General features: G+C 69.1%; 19 protein-coding genes. 11 read left to right on the top strand and 8 right to left on the bottom strand.

Features of this window, described 5'->3' with window-relative positions; translation table 11 throughout:
* Window positions 1–18: 18 nt before the first annotated feature.
* Genes ureC through ureG form a run of 5 tightly spaced genes read left to right on the top strand, consistent with a single transcriptional unit; the run spans window position 19 to window position 4,358 of the window.
* The gene (gene ureC / locus MNI96_RS07895; RefSeq protein ID WP_249691904.1) at window positions 19–1,731 is read left to right on the top strand and encodes an urease subunit alpha; all 1,713 of its coding nucleotides are present in this window, start codon (window positions 19–21) and stop codon (window positions 1,729–1,731) included.
* A 42-nt stretch (window positions 1,732–1,773) separates the two neighbouring features.
* Window positions 1,774–2,382, top strand: coding sequence for a glutathione S-transferase family protein (locus MNI96_RS07890; RefSeq protein ID WP_249691902.1), 609 nt, complete (start codon window positions 1,774–1,776; stop codon window positions 2,380–2,382).
* The gene (locus tag MNI96_RS07885) at window positions 2,379–2,969 is read left to right on the top strand and encodes an urease accessory protein UreE (protein ID WP_249691900.1); all 591 of its coding nucleotides are present in this window, start codon (window positions 2,379–2,381) and stop codon (window positions 2,967–2,969) included. Before MNI96_RS07890 ends, MNI96_RS07885 begins: the two co-directional genes overlap by 4 nt.
* Window positions 2,959–3,705, top strand: coding sequence for an urease accessory protein UreF (locus tag MNI96_RS07880; RefSeq protein ID WP_249691897.1), 747 nt, complete (start codon window positions 2,959–2,961; stop codon window positions 3,703–3,705). The genes MNI96_RS07885 and MNI96_RS07880 overlap by 11 nt, the downstream gene beginning before the upstream one ends.
* Before the next feature lie 23 nt (window positions 3,706–3,728).
* Complete coding sequence (gene ureG, locus MNI96_RS07875; RefSeq protein WP_249691894.1) at window positions 3,729–4,358, top strand: urease accessory protein UreG; 630 nt, start codon at window positions 3,729–3,731, stop codon at window positions 4,356–4,358.
* A gap of 9 nt (window positions 4,359–4,367) precedes the next feature.
* Here the strand turns inward: ureG and MNI96_RS07870 are convergent, their stop codons facing one another.
* Window positions 4,368–4,928 carry a gamma-glutamylcyclotransferase gene (locus MNI96_RS07870; RefSeq protein WP_249691893.1) on the bottom strand — a complete coding sequence of 187 codons (561 nt, stop codon included), beginning with the start codon at window positions 4,926–4,928 and terminating at the stop codon, window positions 4,368–4,370.
* Window positions 4,929–5,075: 147 nt separating this feature from the next.
* Between MNI96_RS07870 and MNI96_RS07865 the strand changes: the two genes are divergently transcribed.
* Window positions 5,076–6,119, top strand: a complete 1,044-nt coding sequence (locus MNI96_RS07865) for a DUF2125 domain-containing protein (RefSeq protein WP_249691890.1) — start codon at window positions 5,076–5,078, stop codon at window positions 6,117–6,119.
* 37 nt (window positions 6,120–6,156) lie between these two features.
* Here the strand turns inward: MNI96_RS07865 and MNI96_RS07860 are convergent, their stop codons facing one another.
* Window positions 6,157–6,615 carry a GNAT family N-acetyltransferase gene (locus tag MNI96_RS07860; RefSeq protein WP_249691888.1) on the bottom strand — a complete coding sequence of 153 codons (459 nt, stop codon included), beginning with the start codon at window positions 6,613–6,615 and terminating at the stop codon, window positions 6,157–6,159.
* A 188-nt stretch (window positions 6,616–6,803) separates the two neighbouring features.
* Between MNI96_RS07860 and yddG the strand changes: the two genes are divergently transcribed.
* The 4 genes from yddG (at window position 6,804) to MNI96_RS07840 (ending at window position 10,234) form a co-directional block, all read left to right on the top strand.
* Window positions 6,804–7,733 (top strand): aromatic amino acid exporter YddG, encoded by a 930-nt coding sequence (yddG, locus tag MNI96_RS07855; RefSeq protein WP_249691886.1) that lies wholly within the window; start codon window positions 6,804–6,806, stop codon window positions 7,731–7,733.
* 42 nt (window positions 7,734–7,775) lie between these two features.
* The gene (locus tag MNI96_RS07850) at window positions 7,776–8,669 is read left to right on the top strand and encodes an HpcH/HpaI aldolase/citrate lyase family protein (RefSeq protein WP_249691883.1); all 894 of its coding nucleotides are present in this window, start codon (window positions 7,776–7,778) and stop codon (window positions 8,667–8,669) included.
* 22 nt (window positions 8,670–8,691) lie between these two features.
* The gene (locus MNI96_RS07845) at window positions 8,692–8,898 is read left to right on the top strand and encodes a DUF1737 domain-containing protein (RefSeq protein WP_249691881.1); all 207 of its coding nucleotides are present in this window, start codon (window positions 8,692–8,694) and stop codon (window positions 8,896–8,898) included.
* 85 nt (window positions 8,899–8,983) lie between these two features.
* Window positions 8,984–10,234, top strand: a complete 1,251-nt coding sequence (locus MNI96_RS07840; protein ID WP_249691879.1) for an alpha/beta hydrolase family protein — start codon at window positions 8,984–8,986, stop codon at window positions 10,232–10,234.
* A 27-nt stretch (window positions 10,235–10,261) separates the two neighbouring features.
* On the opposite strand, the gene MNI96_RS07835 is transcribed toward MNI96_RS07840, so the two are convergent.
* From MNI96_RS07835 to MNI96_RS07810, 6 genes are all read right to left on the bottom strand, one after another.
* Window positions 10,262–10,906, bottom strand: coding sequence for a septation protein A (locus tag MNI96_RS07835; RefSeq protein WP_249691877.1), 645 nt, complete (start codon window positions 10,904–10,906; stop codon window positions 10,262–10,264).
* Entirely contained in the window at window positions 10,906–12,282 is a 1,377-nt protein-coding gene (gene ftsY, locus MNI96_RS07830; protein WP_249691875.1) for a signal recognition particle-docking protein FtsY, read from the bottom strand. Before ftsY ends, MNI96_RS07835 begins: the two co-directional genes overlap by 1 nt.
* A gap of 4 nt (window positions 12,283–12,286) precedes the next feature.
* Window positions 12,287–13,573 carry a tRNA (N(6)-L-threonylcarbamoyladenosine(37)-C(2))-methylthiotransferase MtaB gene (mtaB, locus tag MNI96_RS07825; RefSeq protein WP_249691873.1) on the bottom strand — a complete coding sequence of 429 codons (1,287 nt, stop codon included), beginning with the start codon at window positions 13,571–13,573 and terminating at the stop codon, window positions 12,287–12,289.
* Window positions 13,570–14,478: a diaminopimelate epimerase gene (gene dapF / locus MNI96_RS07820; RefSeq protein ID WP_249691871.1), complete on the bottom strand. Its 909-nt coding sequence runs from the start codon at window positions 14,476–14,478 to the stop codon at window positions 13,570–13,572. Before dapF ends, mtaB begins: the two co-directional genes overlap by 4 nt.
* 235 nt (window positions 14,479–14,713) lie before the next feature.
* A complete protein-coding gene (locus tag MNI96_RS07815; RefSeq protein WP_249691869.1) occupies window positions 14,714–15,631 on the bottom strand; it encodes a pirin family protein in 918 nt (305 codons plus the stop codon).
* 141 nt (window positions 15,632–15,772) lie between these two features.
* Complete coding sequence (locus MNI96_RS07810; RefSeq protein ID WP_349629139.1) at window positions 15,773–16,345, bottom strand: L,D-transpeptidase family protein; 573 nt, start codon at window positions 16,343–16,345, stop codon at window positions 15,773–15,775.
* Window positions 16,346–16,510: 165 nt separating this feature from the next.
* On the opposite strand from MNI96_RS07810, the gene MNI96_RS07805 reads away from it, so the two are divergent.
* Window positions 16,511–17,194: a response regulator transcription factor gene (locus MNI96_RS07805; protein WP_249691867.1), complete on the top strand. Its 684-nt coding sequence runs from the start codon at window positions 16,511–16,513 to the stop codon at window positions 17,192–17,194.
* Window positions 17,195–17,232: the final 38 nt, after the last annotated feature.

Below are 17,232 nucleotides of genomic sequence, written 5' to 3'. Positions count from 1 at the left end.
CCCGCCACGGAGACGCCGATGCCCTTCAAGATCAGCCGCGCCGCCTATGCGGACATGTTCGGACCGACCACCGGCGACCGGCTCCGCCTTGCCGACACCGATCTCGTCATCGAGATCGAGAAGGACTTCACGATCTATGGCGAGGAGGTGAAGTTCGGCGGCGGCAAGGTGATCCGCGACGGCATGGGCCAGTCCCAGCGCACGCGGGCGCAAGGTGCCGTCGACACGGTCATCACCAATGCGGTGATCGTCGACCATACCGGCATCTACAAGGCCGATATCGGCCTGACCGGCGGTCGCATCTCCGGCATCGGCAAGGCCGGCAACCCGGACATCCAGCCCGGCGTCGACATCGTCATCGGCCCGGGCACCGAGGCCATCGCCGGCGAGGGCAAGATCGTCACCGCCGGCGCCCTCGACATGCATATCCACTTCATCTGCCCGCAGCAGATCGACGAGGCGCTGATGTCGGGCGTCACCACCATGCTGGGCGGCGGCACCGGCCCGGCGACCGGCACCAACGCCACCACCTGCACCCCCGGCCCCTGGCACATGGAGCGCATGCTGCAGGCGGCCGAGGCCTTCCCGATGAACCTCGCCTTCGCCGGCAAGGGCAATGCCGCGCTGCCGGCGGCGCTGGAGGAGCAGATCCTGGCCGGCGCCTGCGCGCTGAAGCTGCACGAGGACTGGGGCACCACGCCGGCGGCCATCGACTGCTGCCTTGCGGTGGCGGACGCCTACGACATCCAGGTGATGATCCACACCGACACGCTCAACGAGAGCGGCTTCGTGGAAAACACCACCGCCGCCTTCAAGGGCCGCACCATCCACGCCTTCCACACGGAAGGTGCCGGCGGCGGCCACGCCCCGGACATCATCAAGCTGTGCGGCGAGGCGAACGTCATCCCCTCCTCGACCAATCCGACGCGGCCCTACACGGTCAACACCATCGACGAGCATCTCGACATGCTGATGGTGTGCCACCACCTCGACAGCTCGATCCCCGAGGACGTCGCCTTCGCCGAGAGCCGCATCCGCAAGGAGACCATCGCGGCGGAGGACATCCTGCACGACATAGGCGCCTTCTCGATCATCGCCTCCGACAGCCAGGCCATGGGCCGGGTCGGCGAGGTGATCATCCGCACCTTCCAGACCGCCCATAAGATGAAGGTCCAGCGCGGGCGCCTTTCCGGCGAAAGCGGCGACAACGACAACCTGCGCGTCCGCCGCTACATCGCCAAGGTCACGATCAACCCGGCCATCGCCCACGGCATTTCGCAGCATGTCGGCTCGGTCGAAGTCGGCAAGCTGGCCGACCTGGTGCTGTGGGATCCCGCCTTCTTCGGCGTCAAGCCGGAGCTGGTGCTGAAGCTCGGCACCATCGCCGCCGCGCCGATGGGCGATCCCAACGCCTCGATCCCGACGCCGCAGCCCGTCCACTACCGGCCGATGTTCGGCGCCTATGGCCGCTCGATGACCGCCTCCAGCGTCACCTTCGTCTCGCAGGCCGCCTACGACGACGGCATTGGCGAGCGGCTAGGCCTCGACCGGCTGGTGCTGCCGGTCTCCAACACCCGCTCAGGGATATCCAAGGCCTCGATGGTGCTGAACGACGCCACGCCGATGATCGAGGTCGACCCGGAGACCTACGAAGTGCGTGCCGACGGCGAGCTGCTGACCTGCGAACCCGCAAAGGTCCTGCCGATGGCCCAGCGCTATTTCCTGTTCTAGGCTCGGAGACGGAGGAAGCGTCACCGACCGGAGGTTTTTTGCATGTACACGCTGATCGGCTATCCGCGCACCCGCGCCATGCGCGTCCTGTGGATGCTGGAGGAACTGGGCGAACCTTACGACTACATCCCGGCGGCCCCGCACGCCCCGGAGGTCACCGCGCTCAACCCGACCGGCAAGGTGCCGGTGTTCAAGGACGGCGACACGACGCTCACCGATTCCGTCGCCATCTGCCAGTATCTCGCCGACAAGCACGGCAAGCTGACCTATCCCGCCGGCACGCTCGACCGGGCACGCCAGGACGGGGTCACCCAGTTCGCCGTCGACGTTCTGGAAGGCGCTCTGTGGACGGCCTCCAAGAACAGCTTCATCCATCCGGAGGAACTGCGCGTGCCGGAGGTCAAGCGCGTCTGCGCGGCCGAATTCGCCGAAGGCCTGCGCCATCTGGAGCAGCTTCTGGGCGAAGGCCCCTTCGTCATGGGGGCGAAGTTCACCGTGCCCGACATCCTGATCGCCCACTGCGCCAATTGGGCGAAGCTCGCGAAATTCGACCTGCCGGAGAGCGGCCCCGTCGCCGACTACCTCGAGCGCGTCCGGTCGCGTCCGGCGCTTGCCGCCGCCATGAAACGAGGAGCCGAGGCCATCGCATGATCCGCGTGCAGGAGATCCTTTCCGCCGGCAGCTGGGAAGGTGCGCCGGCCGACAGCGTCGTGCTCGACCGGGAAGACCGGCACCGCCGTCGCGCGGTGCTGGACTGCGCCGGCGGCACCCGCGTGCTGCTCGACCTGCCGCGCGCGGTGCAGCTGCATCACGGCGACGCGCTGCGGCTGGAGGACGGCCGCATCGTCGCGATCCTCGCCGCCGGCGAGGAACTCGTCGATATCGAGGCGGAGACGGCCGACGACCTGCTGCGCATCGCCTGGCATCTCGGAAACCGCCACCTGCCGACCCAGCTCCTTCCCGGGGCCTTGCGCATCCGCCGCGACCACGTGATCGAGGACCTGGTGGTCCGGCTCGGCGGCAAGATCACGCCGCTCGTCGCCCCCTTCGATCCGGAAGGCGGCGCCTATGGCCACGGCACGGTAGAGGGGCACGATCATGCCCATCACGACCACGCGCATTCCCACGGGCATTCGCATTCCCGTGAGGCCGGCCACCACCACCATCACGGCCACTCGCACTCCCATTCCCACTCGCACGCGCACTCCCATGACGGCACAGCTGCGGATGGCTCCTGAGACAAGCACCGGGTCCGGCGCCGTCTCCGGCGCGGGGCTGCATGCCCTGCTCGCCTGGATGTCGCCGTCCTTCCCCGTCGGCGCCTATACCTACAGCCACGGCCTGGAATGGGCGGTCGAGGACGGCGCTGTGCGCGATGCGGCAACGCTGCAGGCCTGGACAAGCGGCGTCCTGCGCCACGGCGCCGGCTGGAGCGATACGCTGCTGCTCGTCCATGGCATGCGGGCCGCCGCCCTCGGCGACGAGGCGGCGTTCCGCGAACTGCTCGACCTCTCGCTTGCCCTGCAGCCGAGTTCGGAGCGCCGGCTGGAGGCGACCGCACAGGGCGACGCCTTCATCGCCGCCATCATCGGCGCCTGGCCGCCGCCCGGCGACACGGCGGCAACGCGCCTCTTCGCCCGCCTGACGAAAGGCGAGGCAGCCCTTGCGCGCGGGGGGTGGACCTATGCGCTGGCGCTTGCAGCTTCCGCCGCCGCCTGGGGCCTGCCGGCCGGGCCGGTCGCCACCGCCTTCCTGCATGCCTTTGCCGCCAACCTCGTCTCGGCGGCCGTGCGCGCCGTGCCGCTCGGCCAGACCGACGGCCAGCGGGTCGTCAACGGCCTGGGGACGGACGTCGTCGCCCTTGCCGCCACCGCGCTTCAAGCCCCGCTGGACGATGTCGGCGGCTGCGCCTTTGCCGCCGACATCGCCTCCATGAAGCACGAAACCCAGTACACCCGGCTGTTCCGCTCTTGAGCGGCCTTTCGAAGGAGATCCCCATGCCCTCCCCCAACGGCCCCCTGCGCATCGGCATCGGCGGCCCCGTCGGTTCCGGCAAGACGGCCCTGATGGACGCCCTGTGCAAGCGGCTGCGCGACACCTACGACATCGCCGCCATCACCAACGACATCTACACCCGCGAGGACGCCGAGTTCCTGACCCGCTCCGGCGCGCTGGCGCCCGAGCGCATCCGCGGCGTGGAGACCGGCGGCTGCCCGCACACCGCGATCCGCGAGGACGCCTCGATCAACCTTGCCGCCGTCGCCGAGCTGGAGGCGGCCTTTCCCGCCCTCGACCTGATCCTGATCGAATCGGGCGGCGACAATCTCGCCGCCACCTTCTCGCCGGAGCTCGCCGACCTGACGATCTACGTCATAGATGTCTCCGCCGGCGACAAGATCCCGCGCAAGGGCGGGCCCGGCATCACCCGCTCGGACCTTCTCGTCATCAACAAGACGGATCTCGCGCCGCTGGTCGGCGCCTCACTGGAGGTGATGGACCGGGACTCCCGCCTGATGCGCAAGGAGCGGCCCTTCGTCTTCACCAATGTCAAGGAAGGAAAGGGCGTTTCCGACGTGCTCGACTTCATCGTCGCGCGCGGCGGACTGGCAGCCTCGGCGGTCGCTTGAGGCGGCCGCTCAGCCGGCGGAGAGCTGTGGAGCCATCGACTGGCGCAGGTGCTTGCCCAGCGCTTCCAGCCCATGGTCGCGGATGCCGATCTGCGACAGGTGGTCGACCGTGTTGAGCACATAGTCGGGATTGGCGCCGGACTGGCCGACGGCCCCGCTCACCAGCTCCAGCTGGCGCTCCAGCGACAGCACGCCGGCATATTGCGGATGGCTCCGGTCGACCACATAGGTCAGCGCCGTCACCTGCCGGTCGGCGCGCCCCTCGAGCCGCACCCGGCGATGCGCCTCGCGGTAGACCATGGTCGCCTGCTCGCGCTCGCGCAGATAGGCGATCACCTCGTCCCGCCGGCGGGCGGCAACGCGAAAGGCCAAGCCCCGGCAGGCCCCGCCCCGGTCGAGGCCGAGCACCAGGCCGGGCCGCGTCTCGGTGCCGCGATGGACCCAGGAATAGATGCAGAGCGAACGGTGGGCCCCGTGCAGCACCGCCTGCATTGCCTCCTCGTACTCGAAGCCCGGCCGCCACATCAGCGACCCGTATCCGAACACCCAAAGATCCTGCCTGTCCTGCATGCAACCCTTCCCGTCCCGTCGGGTCAAACGACCTAGCAACAGCGGCCGTCGCTGGCAACTGTGGCGAACGGCCTTGAATCCGCCTCCGACCCGTGCTTTCAGGCATCACGGCGCCCGTTCGGGGCGCAAAACCGCAGGACAGCTGACATGACCGACGACACGCCCCGCTCCCCGCTTACCCCAGGCACGCCTGCGCGCAAGGCTGGGTCGCGGCGCGGCTACATCCTGCTGGCGACGCTGGTGGTGCTGGTGATCGCCCTGTGGAGCGGCTACTGGACGGTTGCCCGCGGCATGGTCTCGGACCTCTTCACCACCATGCGTCTGGCGGCACAGGCGGAAGGCGGCGAGATCGCCTGCACCGACCAGGACCTCGGCGGCTTTCCGTTCCGCTTCGAGCTGTCCTGCCAGCCGCTGAGCGTCGCGGGCCTTCGCGGCGAGCGCGCCAGCTTCGAGGGCTTCCGCGCCGTCGCCCTCGCCTACAATCCCTGGCATGTGATCGTCGACGCCGACAGCCCGGCCAATGTGGAAGCGGAAGGACTCGTCCCCGGCCTCAAGGCCGCCTGGACCACCGCCCGCGCCAGCCTGCGCCTCGGCAACAGCGACCTTAACCGCGGCGATGTGGAGATCGTCGCCCCCCGGTTCAGCCTCGCCGACGACAGCCTCTCGGCCTCCGCCGGCCTTGCCAACCTGCACCTGCGCAAGTCGCCGGACATGGACGGCGCGGCCGACGCCGCCCTGCGGCTCGACGCGCTCGCCCTGCCGGGAACGGCGGCGCCTGTCGATGTTCTGGCCGATGTGCGGCTCGCCGGCGGCGCGGCGCTGCTCGCCCCGCGCGGGGCAGACCTGATCGCGCTGCTGAAGGATGAGGGCGCGCTCAGCATCCGCGAGCTGCGCCTCGCCTCGGGCGGGGTCACCCTGTCGGCCAGCGGCAGCCTCTGGCTGGACGAGGCCGGACGGCTCAACGGCACGCTGCCGCTCACCGTTGCCGGGGCCGCCGGCCTGCCGCCGCTGCTCGCCCCGTTCTTCCCTGAAGGCTCCAACGTGCCGACCAGCCTCGCCGGGGCGCTCGCCGCCTTCGGTCAGCCGGCCACCCTCGACGGAGAGCCCGCCGTCGCCGTGCCGCTCGCCTTTGCCGGCGGCACCGCACGCGTCGGCTTCATTCCCGTCGGCACGCTGCCGCCGATGCGCTGAGGCTGCGAGCAGGCGCGATGTCGGAGGACCGTGGGCCTCAGTTGCTGCCGCGGTCGATGGCCAGGATATAGCCCTTCCAGTCCGCCGGCTCGGCGATCTGGTCGTAGAGCGCCACGGCCGGGGCATTCTTGCCCGGCACGATCCAGCGCAGTTCGTACCAGCCGCGCTGTCCGCCCTCGCCCACCAGCCACTCGATCATCCGCCGCGCCACGCCGTTGTTGCGGGCGTCCGGATGCACGTAGATCTCGTCCAGCTGGCCGGTGCGCAGGCCGGAAATGATCTCCGGCAGGTCGAAATAGATGGCAAAGCCCACCAGGCGCCCCTCGAACTCGGCGCCGATCACTTCCGCCGTCCGGTCGCCGAGGATGCGCTCGGCGTAAAACTGGTCGGGCCGGCGCGGTGCGCCGCGCTTCAGCGCCTGCGCATATTCGGCGATCAGCGGGGCCAGTGCCGGCGCGTCGTCCGGGCCGAGCTTCTTGATGGCGATGGTGCTCATGAACACTCCGAGACAATTCAGGACTTGCCGGACGATGCCGGACCGGGTCGCCACCTTGCCCCGAATGACGCGGCGATTTCAACTGCCTGATGCGCCGCAGGGCAACAACCCGTACGCGCGCGATTGACGCCGCCGCACCCGGCTGCGAATAGTCGTCGACCTGCCGTCTTCCATCCGGAACCCGCCCGATGTCCGAGCCCAGCCTCGCCGCCTCCGGTCGCCTGCGCGCCACCCTGATCGGCCTCACCGCCGTGTTGATGTGGTCGACCCTCGGCCTGTTCGGCGCCGCCTCCGGCAAGGTGCCGCCCTTCCTGCTCAACGCCCTGTGCTTCGGCCTGTCCGGCCTTGCCGCGATGGTCTGGCTGGGCCTGACCGGCCGCCTCGCGCGGATCCGCCAGCCCCTCGGGGTCATGGCCTTCGGCACGCTCGGCCTCTTCGGCTTCCACTTCTTCTACTTCACCGCCATCCGCAACGCCCCGCCGGTCGACGCCAATCTGATCAACTACACCTGGCCGCTGCTGATCGTCGTGTTCTCGGCGCTGCTGCCGGGGGAAAAGCTGAAGGCCCACCACGTCCTCGGCACGCTGCTCGGCCTTTCCGGCGCCGCGCTGCTGGTCACCGGCGGCAAGGGCCTGACGCTCGACCCCGCCCATGTGCCGGGTTATCTCGCCGCCTGCGCCTCGGCCCTGTTCTGGTCGAGCTACTCGGTGCTCTCCCGCCGCCTCGGCAAGGTGCCGACGGAAGCCGTCGCCGGCTTCTGCCTCGGTACCTCGGCCCTATCGCTCGCCGCCCATCTCGCCTTCGAGACCACCGTCTGGCCGGCGAGTGCCGGCGAATGGGGCGCGGTGCTGGCGCTCGCCGCCTTTCCCGTCGGCCTTGCCTTCTTCGTCTGGGACATCGGCGTCAAGCACGGCGACATCCAGGTGCTGGGCGCCGGTGCCTATGCCGCGCCGGTCCTGTCGACGCTGCTGCTGATCGCCTTCGGCTTCGGCGCCTTCACCCTGGTGGTGGCGCTCGCCTGCGGTCTCGTCACCGTCGGCGCGCTGGTCGCGGCAAAGGACATGATCTTCCGTTCTCCGACGAAAAGACGGCTGGCGGAGAACGAGCCGAGCGCCTAGACGAAAGGCTCGCCCCGGACACCTACAGCAGACGAGGCCCCGATGACCGCACCCGCCACGATCCGCCCCCGCCGCAGCGTCCTCTACATGCCCGGCTCCAACGCCCGCGCGCTGGAAAAGGCCCGCAGCCTCGACGTCGATGCGCTGATCCTGGATCTCGAGGACGCGGTCGCGCCCGACGCCAAGGAGACCGGACGCGAACAGATCCGCGCGGCGCTGACCCAGGGCGGCTACGGCCACCGCGAGGTGGTGATCCGCATCAACGGCCTGTCGACGCCCTGGGGGCCGGCCGATCTCGACATGGCGATCGCCGCTCGGCCGGATGCGATCCTGCTGCCCAAGGTGTCCTCCCCGGCAGATCTGGAGCGGGTCGCGCACAAGCTCAACGCGGCGCGCGTGCCAGCAAGCGTCCGGCTCTGGGCGATGATGGAAACCCCGCTCGCCATGCTGAACGCCGCCGCCATCGCCGCCGCGGCCGCAAATCCCGAGACGCGCCTTGCCTGCTTCGTCATGGGCACCAACGATCTCGCCAAGGAAACCCGCGCCGCCTTGGTGCCGGGCCGCGCGCCGATGCGCCCCTGGCTGATGACCTGCGTCGCCGCCGCCAGGGCCTATGGCATCGACATCGTCGACGGCGTCTACAACACGCTCGACGACGACGCCGGCTTTGCCGCCGAATGCCGCGAGGGCGCGGAAATGGGCATGGACGGCAAGACGCTGATCCACCCGAAGCAGGCCGCCCCCTGCAATGCCGCCTTCACCCCGGCGGAGGCCGACATCGCCTGGGCCCGCCGCATCATCGCCGAGTTCGAACGGCCGGAAAACGCCGCCAAGGGCGCGATCCAGGTCGAGGGCCGCATGGTCGAGCGGCTCCACGCCGAAATGGGCGCCCGCCTCGTCGCCATCGCCGACGCCATCGCCGCGCGCGCTTCCTGATCCAGCAGCAAGGAACACCCCCATGAAACTCTACCGCTTCATCACCGGCCCCGACGACAGCGCCTTCTGCCACCGGGTCACCGCCGCCCTCAACAAGGGCTGGCAGCTTCAGGGCTCGCCGCAGCTTTCCTTCGACGCGGTGCGCGGCCTGACGATCTGCGGCCAGGCCGTGGTCAAGGAGGTCGAGGGCGTCGACTACGAGCCGGACATGAAGCTCGGCGACTACTGAGTCCTGCCGCTCTCGCAAGACTATCTTTGCAAATCCCGTGTACCGATGAGGCGCCCATAAGAGGCCTCATCGGGGACCGGATATCATGCAGCTTGCCCGCCTGTTGCCCTGCCGCGCGCTCGCCGTCCTGGCGTTCGTGCTCGGCAGTGCCCTTGCCGCACCCAGCGTCGGCGCCCAGCAATCGGCGGCCGCGCCGCTCGAACCTCCCGTCGAGATCAGCTCCACCGTCAGCTACCAGCTGGTCGGCCGGCTCGACACGGACGCGCTCAACACCATCCTGACGGTCGACACGCCGAAATTCTTCGGCGTCGACGTCGCCTACACGCCGGCGACCAACGCCGTGCGTCTCTACCGGATCACCTATGGCTCGGTCATCCCCGAACAGGGCAACCGTCCGACCCTCGCCAGCGGCCTGCTGGCGGTGCCGGAGGTCGAGGCGACCCGCCTGCCGCTGGTCTCCTACCAGCACGGCACGGTCTACGGAAAGGAGCAGGTGCCCTCCTTCGCCGACCAGTCGCCGGAAACCCAGTTGATGATCGCCCAGTTCGCCGGTCAGGGCTATCTGTTGATCGGCGCGGATTATTTCGGCCTCGGCACCTCGGCCGAGCCGGAAGGCTACATGGTCAAGGCCAGCCACCAGCAGGCGACCCAGGACATGCTGACCGCCGCCCGCGCGGTGATCGCCCATCTCGGCCTTGCCGACGACGGGCTCTATCTCGGCGGCTGGTCGCAGGGCGGCTTCGTCACCCTCGCCATGCTGGAGCGGCTGGAGCAGTCCGGCACCTTGGTCGAGGCGACCGCCACCGCCAGCGCGCCGATCGACGTCTTCGCCGCGCTCAACGGCTTCCTCAGCTATCCGCGCGCCAACGATGCCGACTGGGTCAACAGCCTGTTCATCCTCTCCGCCTTTTCCTTCGAGAACTATTACGGCGTGCCGGGCCTTGCCCGTTCGCTGATCAAGGACGAACATTACGAGTTGGCGCGCAAGGCCTATGCCCGCGAGCCCGTCGATCCGTCGAAGATCCCGACCGACTTGCACGAACTGCTGAACGCGGACTATTTCGATGCCCGCTTCTTCGCCGCCTCGGCCTATGGCCGGCTGGTCGCGGAAACGCAGGTCTATCGCTGGCTCTACCAGACGCCGGTGCGCACCTATTACGGCGAGGCGGACGAGGCCATCGCGACCGGTCTCGGCCGGCTGGCGATGACCTATCAGCAGGCGATGGGCGCCGGCAATGCCAACGTGGAGGCAGTCACCACAGGCCCCACCTCGCATCGCGGCACCTTCGCCAGCGCGGTGCCGGAATGGAAGATCTGGTTCGACAGCCTGAACTGACGGCGGACGAGGCCGCCGCCGGCGTTTTCAGCCGGCGCGGTCCGTGTCGTCCTCCAGCGTGTGACGCTGGATCAGCGGCAGCTGGAACAGGGTGAAGGCGATGGTGATCGGCATCACGCCGAACACCTTGAACGACACCCAAAAGTCGGTGGAAAAGCTTCGCCAGACCACTTCGTTGAGGGCAGCCAGGAAGAAGAAGAACACGCCCCAGCGGAAGGTCAGCTTGCGCCAGCCCTCGTCGTCGAGGTGGAACACGCTGTCGAACACGTAGCCAAGCAGCGACTTGCCGAACAGCAGCCCGCCGAGCAGCACCGAGCCGAACAGCGCATTGACGATGGTCGGCTTGAGCTTGATGAACAGCTCGTCGTGCAGCCACAGGGTCAGCGCGCCGAACACCAGCACCACGATGCCGGAGACGACCGGCATCACCGGCAGGCGCCGCGTCAGCACATAGGAGACGGCGAGCGAGGCGGTGATCGCCACCATGAACACGGCGGTGGCGAGAAAGATCGGATCGCCCAGCGCCGCCAGCCCGGGAAACAGGTCGTAGAGCACGTCCCCGCGCGCATTGGCGAAGAAGAAGAGGCCCAGCGGACCCAGTTCGAGCACCAGCTTGAGGAGCGGCGACAGCTCCTTGCGGTCCGGCGCGTTGGGTCCCTGTTCGAATTCCATCAGTGCTCCGTATGCTTTCCGGCAATGGCGGAGGCAAAGTCCTCCGCGGTGAACGGCTCGAGGTCGTCGATGCCCTCGCCGACGCCGATGAAATGCACCGGCAGGGCGTGCTTGGCGGCGATGGCGACGAGAATGCCGCCGCGCGCGGTCCCGTCGAGCTTGGTCATCACGAGGCCGGTGACCCCGGCCGTGCGACCGAAGATCTCGACCTGGTTCATGGCGTTCTGGCCGGTGGTCGCGTCGAGCGTCAGCAGCACGCTGTGCGGGGCGGAGGGATCGTGCTTGCGGATCACCCGCACCACCTTCTCCAGCTCGGCCATCAGCTCGGCGCGGTTCTGCAGCCGTCCGGCCGTGTCGATCAAGAGCACGTCGCTGCCCGCGTCGCGCGCCGCCTGCATGGCGTCGAACACGAGGCCGGCCGCATCCGCGCCGGTGTCGCGGGCAACCACCGGCGCGCCGGTGCGCGCGCCCCAGATCTTCAGCTGCTCCACCGCCGCGGCGCGGAACGTGTCGCCGGCCGCCAGCATCACCTTGCGCCCCTCGGCCGACAGTTTCGCCGCCAGCTTGCCGATGGTCGTGGTCTTGCCGGTGCCGTTGACGCCGACCACCAGCACCACATGCGGCTTGTGCCCGGTGTCGAGCACGAGCGGCTGCGCCACCGGCGCCAGCACCTTGGTCACTTCCTCGGCCAGGATCCGGCGCACCTCGTCCGGCGAGATCTGCTTGTTGAACCGCCCTTCGGCAATGCGCTCGGTGATCGCCATCGCCGTCTCGACGCCGAGATCGGCCTGGATCAGAAGGTCCTCCAGCTCTTCCAGCGTCGCCGCATCGAGCTTGCGCTTGGTGAAGAGCGAGGAAATGCCGCCGGTCAGCGAGGCGGAGGAGCGCGACAGGCCCGCCGTCAGCCGCGACAGCCAGGAGCGGCGCGGCGCCTCCTCGGAGGAGGTCTCTTCCGGCCCCCCTGCAACGGGCTCCTCGACCGGCTCTGCGACCCGCTCTTCAGCAAGGTCTTCGGAAGACTGTTCGACGGAGGCCTCTGCCGCCGGCGCCGGATCAGGCTCGGAAACAGGGACTTCGGTCAGCTTCGCTTCCACGGTCTCGGGCGCCGTCGGCTCCACGGACAGGCTAGAGACCTCTTCCGGCACCGAGGTCTCGGCCGTCTCGCCGGAAGGCTCTGCCTCGACGGGCTCGCGCGCAGTCGGTTCGCCCTGCGGCGCGCCGCTGCCCGCAGCATCCGTATCCCGGGCGTCCGTTTCCGGCGCGTGGGTCTCCGGCGTTTCTTGCGTCGTCTCGGGCGTTTCCGGCGTCTCGGGACGCGCCGGGGCCTGCCGGCCCCCGAACAGGCGTCCGAGGAATCCGCGTTTTTGCTCGCTCATGCCGTCATGCCGCCTGTCGACCGGTGGTTACGCCCAGTAGGTGCCGCCCGGTATGCCCGGCAATGCGCAGCGTGACAAGGTCGCCGGCCTCCTTGCCGGCCGCGGCCTCGGGCGAGAACTCCACCTGGGTGAACTGTTCGCTGCGTCCCAGGCCCTCGCGCTCGATCAGCACCTGCCGCTCGCGGCCCTGCTCGGCTTCCAGATGCGCCAGCAGCGCCGCCTCGCCCTTTTCGCGCAGCCGCGCGGCGCGTTCCTTCACCACCTGGCGCGGCAGCTGCGGCATGCGCGCCGCCGGCGTGCCCTTGCGCGGCGAGAAGGGGAAGACATGCAGATGCGTCAGTCCGCAATCGTCGACGATGGCGAGCGAGTTGGCGAACATCGCCTCGGTCTCGGTCGGGAAGCCGGCGATGATGTCGGCGCCGAACACCACGTCCGGGCGCAGCCGGCGCACCTCCTCGCAAAAGCCGATCGTGTCGGCGCGCAGATGCCGCCGCTTCATCCGCTTGAGGATCATGTCGTCGCCGGCCTGCAGCGACAGGTGCAGATGCGGCATCAAGCGCTCTTCCTCGGCGATTGCGCGCATCAAGGCCGGGTCCGCCTCGATGGAATCGATGGAGGACAGCCGCAGCCGGTCGAGCCCCGGCACCAGCTTGAGGATCTTGGCGACGAGGTCGCCGAGCTTCGGCGCGCCCGGCAGGTCCGCGCCGTAGCTGGTGATGTCGACGCCGGTCAGCACCACTTCCCGGTAGCCGTTGTCGGCAAGCCTTGCGATCTGGTCGACCACGACGCCCATCGGCACCGAGCGCGAATTGCCGCGTCCGAACGGGATGATGCAGAAGGTGCAGCGATGGTCGCAGCCGTTCTGCACCTGCACGAAGGCGCGGGCACGGCCCTCCAGCCCGTCGATCAGGTGCTCGGCCGTCTCGCGCACGCTCATGATGTCGTTGACGCGAATCTTCTCGCTGTCGTCGAGGCCGAACTGCGCGACGCGGCCGTAGGAGGCACGCTCCAGCTTCTCCGAATTGCCGAGGACGAGGTCGACCTCCTCCATCCCGGCGAAGGTCTCCGCCTCGGTCTGGGCGGCGCAGCCGGTGACGATGATGCGCGCGCCCGGATTGTCGCGCCGCGCCTTGCGGATCGACTGGCGCGCCTGGCGCACCGCTTCCGCCGTCACCGCGCAGGTGTTGATCAGGATCGCGTCCTTGAGGCCGGCGGCCTCCGCCTCGCGCTTCATCACCTCGGATTCGTAGGCGTTGAGGCGGCAGCCGAATGTGACGACGTCGATGCTCACCGGACCACCTCGAGGATCGGCCGGTCGCCGGGCGCGGTCTTCTCGAAGGTCAGCGTCTCCGGGTCCAGCAGCCCCTCGAACTCCACCTCGGTGTCGCCGGTCATCAGGATGTGGTCGTCGCTCTCGCGCCACTCGATGTCGAGCGGCCCGCCCGGCAGGTGCACCCGTACCTTGCGCCCCGTGCGCCGGTCGCGCGCGGCGGCGACGCCGACGGCGCAGGCCGCCGTGCCGCAGGCCTGCGTCAGCCCGACGCCGCGCTCCCACACCCGGACCTCGACCTCGTCGCCCGACAGGACATGGGCGAGCGAGATGTTCGCCCGCTCCGGGAACATCGGATGGTTCTCCAGCATCGGCCCGATGCGCGAAAGGTCGTAGGCGTCGAGATCGCGCACCCAGAAGATCGCATGCGGATTGCCGACATTGACCACCGAGGGCGTATGCAGGATCGGTGCATCGATCGGCCCGATCTGCAGCTCGATCGCCCGCGTGTCGTGGAACTCCTCGGCCAGCGGGATCTCGTTCCAGGCAAAGCGCGGGCGGCCCATGTCCACCGTGACCCGGCGCGCATCCCCCGTCGCCGAGGCCTTCAGCAGCCCCGCATTGGTCTCGATGGTCGCCGCCGCGTTGCCGCTTTCCTCCATCAGGAGCCGACCGATGCAACGCGTGGCGTTGCCGCAGGCATCCACCTCGCCGCCGTCCCGGTTGTGGATCCGCATGAAGGCATCCGCCCCGCCGGGGCTGCGTTCCACCGTGATCATCTGGTCGAAGCCGATGCCGCCGTCCCGCGCGCCGATCCGGCGGATCGCTTGCCGGTCGAGGCGCACGGGGGCCTCACGGGCATCCCAGACAACGAAATCGTTGCCCAGCCCGTTCATCTTCAGAAAGGGAATCCTGCGCTCGCTCATCGCGAAAATCGTCCATCTCGCCGCCCGCCGCCTGTCGCGCGGGGCTGGCCATCTGCGGCGCGCGCCTCGATATCGAGGAAGGCGCGACCGGCCGTTTCCCGTCTATATGGCGGAAAAGGGCGCGCGGTTCCAGTGCTCGCGTGTTTTGCTGCGCTGGCAGGCGGCGGACCGCCGGGGCGAACGGACGGTCCGGCCGGGCGGACCTGCCGCCCGGCCGGGTTCCTCAGCGCCCCGTTCAGCGCCGGGCGCCCTCGCGGATGAAGGTGCCCTTCTGCAGCTCGCTCACCGCCTGGATCAGCTCCTGGCGGGTGTTCATGACGATGGGCCCGTGCCAGGCCACCGGCTCGCGGATCGGCGCGCCGGAGACCAGCAGGAAGCGGATGCCGTTCGGCCCGGCGGTCACGGTCACCTCGTCGCCGGTGCCGAAGCGCACCAGGGTGCGGTCGCCGCTCTGGTCGCGCACATGCACCTCCTCGCCGTCGACCTCCTTCTCCAGCAGCACGCCGAAGGGCTGCGAGGCGTCGCGGAACGTGCCCGATCCCTCGAAGATATAGGCGAAGGCCTTGCGGTAGGTGTCGACCTTGAACCGCTTGGTGCGCCCGGCCGGCACGAAGATGTCGGCATAGCTGGGGTCCGCGGCGATGCCGTCGACCGGGCCGCGCTTGCCCCAGAACTCGCCGCAGATGACGCGCACATGGGTGCCGTCGTCGTCGGTGATTTCCGGGATCTCGGTCGAGGGCACGTCCTGGTAGCGCGGGCTCGTCATCTTCAGCGAGGACGGCAGGTTGGCCCACAGCTGGAAACCGTGCATCCGCCCCCTGGCATCGCCCTTCGGCATCTCCTGGTGCATGATGCCGCTGCCGGCGGTCATCCACTGGATGTCGCCCGCGCCCAGCGTGCCCTGGTTGCCGAGGCTGTCGCCGTGGTCGACGGTGCCGGCCAGCACATAGGTGATGGTCTCGATGCCGCGATGCGGGTGCCAGGGAAAGCCGGCCTTGTAGTCCTGCGGCCGCTCGTTGCGGAAATCGTCGAACAGCAGGAACGGATCGAGCGCGGTCGGATCGCCGAAGCCGAAGGCGCGGTGCAGCTTCACGCCGGCGCCTTCCAGCGTCGGCTTCGCCGTTTCCAGATGGGTCACGGGTCTGACGGACATGGGACTTCGCCTTTCTCCCGCCCTCGATGAGGCGGGCTGTTACACGTCGTTTCGTCAAAGATAGGCGCCCCGCCCCGCCGCACCAAGGCGCGCCCGCTGGACGCAGTGTTCAATGCAGGCGCGACAATCTCATCGCGGCGTTCAACCGACCTCGATGGCAGCGCCCGGACCGCAGGCGGAAAGCAGCAGCTCCATGTCCGCCCGCGCCACCGCCACGCAGCCTTCCGTCGGCGTGTAGCCGGGCCGCGCCAGATGGAAGAAAATGGCGCTGCCGAGCCCCGGCACCGCCGGATGGAGGTTGCAGTCGAGCACCACGACGATGTCGTAGAGGGGATCGTCCCGCCACAGTACCTCGTGCGAGGCGGCAAAGGGCAGCGGCACCAGCCGGTTGTAGCGCGGATGGCCGGGCGCATCGCACCAGCCGGCGCGCGGCAGCGGCGCAACCGGCAGGGCCGAGCGCGGCCGCGCGCCCCGGTCGGAGCGATAGTAGACCTGCAGCAGCTCGAAGCGCCCGGCCGGCGTTGCCCCGTCGCCCTCGCGCTTGAACCGGGAAATCCCGCCGCGACCGATCGCACACGCCGCCGTGAAGGCGCCGAGCTGCAGCACGCCGCGCGTCGCACCCGCCGAAATCGCCCGGACCCTCAGGGTTTCGCCTCCCTCTTCCTCGACAGGCAAGGCCGGCCGGCGGCGCGGTGCGACAAGATCCAGCGTCATGGCGGCGGCGTCCTCACCCGGGGCTCAAGGTTGCGTGAGCAAGATTTGTTGGCGCAAGGCGGGCTTTGCGTCAATGCGCCCTCGCGCAATCGTGTCCGCTTGCTTATGTCAGGAAAACAGGTGCAGATTCCACGCCATGCCCTTCGGTCAGGAAAGGACACGACCATGCCCGCACGCAAAATCCTCATCGTCGACGACGACGACGATCTTCGCGAGGCGCTGGTCGAGCAACTGTCGCTCTACGACGAGTTCGAGACCCAGGAGGCGCCGAACGCCGCCGCCGGCATCAAGCTCGCCGAGGAAGGCCATACCGACCTTCTCCTGATGGATGTCGGCCTGCCGGACATCGACGGCCGCGAGGCTGTGAAGCTGCTGCGCAAGAAGGGCTTCAAGGCGCCGATCATCATGCTGACCGGCCACGACACCGACAGCGACACGATCCTGGGGCTCGAGGCCGGCGCCAACGACTACGTCGCCAAGCCGTTCAAGTTCGCCGTGCTGCTCGCCCGTCTCAGGGCGCATCTGCGCAGCCACGAGCAGAGCGAGGACGCGGTCTTCACCATCGGCCGCTACTCCTTCCGCCCGGCGCAGAAGCTGATGACCGACGAGTCCGGCGCCAAGATCCGCTTGACGGAAAAGGAAACCTCGATCCTCAAGTTCCTCTACCGGGCGGGCGAGAAGCCGGTCACACGCGATGTGCTGCTGACCAAGGTCTGGGGTTACAATTCGGGCGTCACCACCCACACGCTCGAGACCCATATCTACCGCTTGCGGCAGAAGGTCGAGCGCGACCCGTCCAATGCCGAACTGCTGGTCACCGAGGCCGGCGGCTACAAGCTCGTTCCCTGATCCCTCCGGCCGGCCGGGGACGAACTGTCCACCGGCAG

Origin of the sequence: Stappia sp. WLB 29 (genome assembly GCF_023507705.1) — a bacterium.
Taxonomy (GTDB): Bacteria; Pseudomonadota; Alphaproteobacteria; order Rhizobiales; family Stappiaceae; genus Stappia.
The sequence above is the reverse complement of the archived record's forward strand: the minus strand, read 5'-3'. Positions and strand labels throughout refer to the sequence as shown.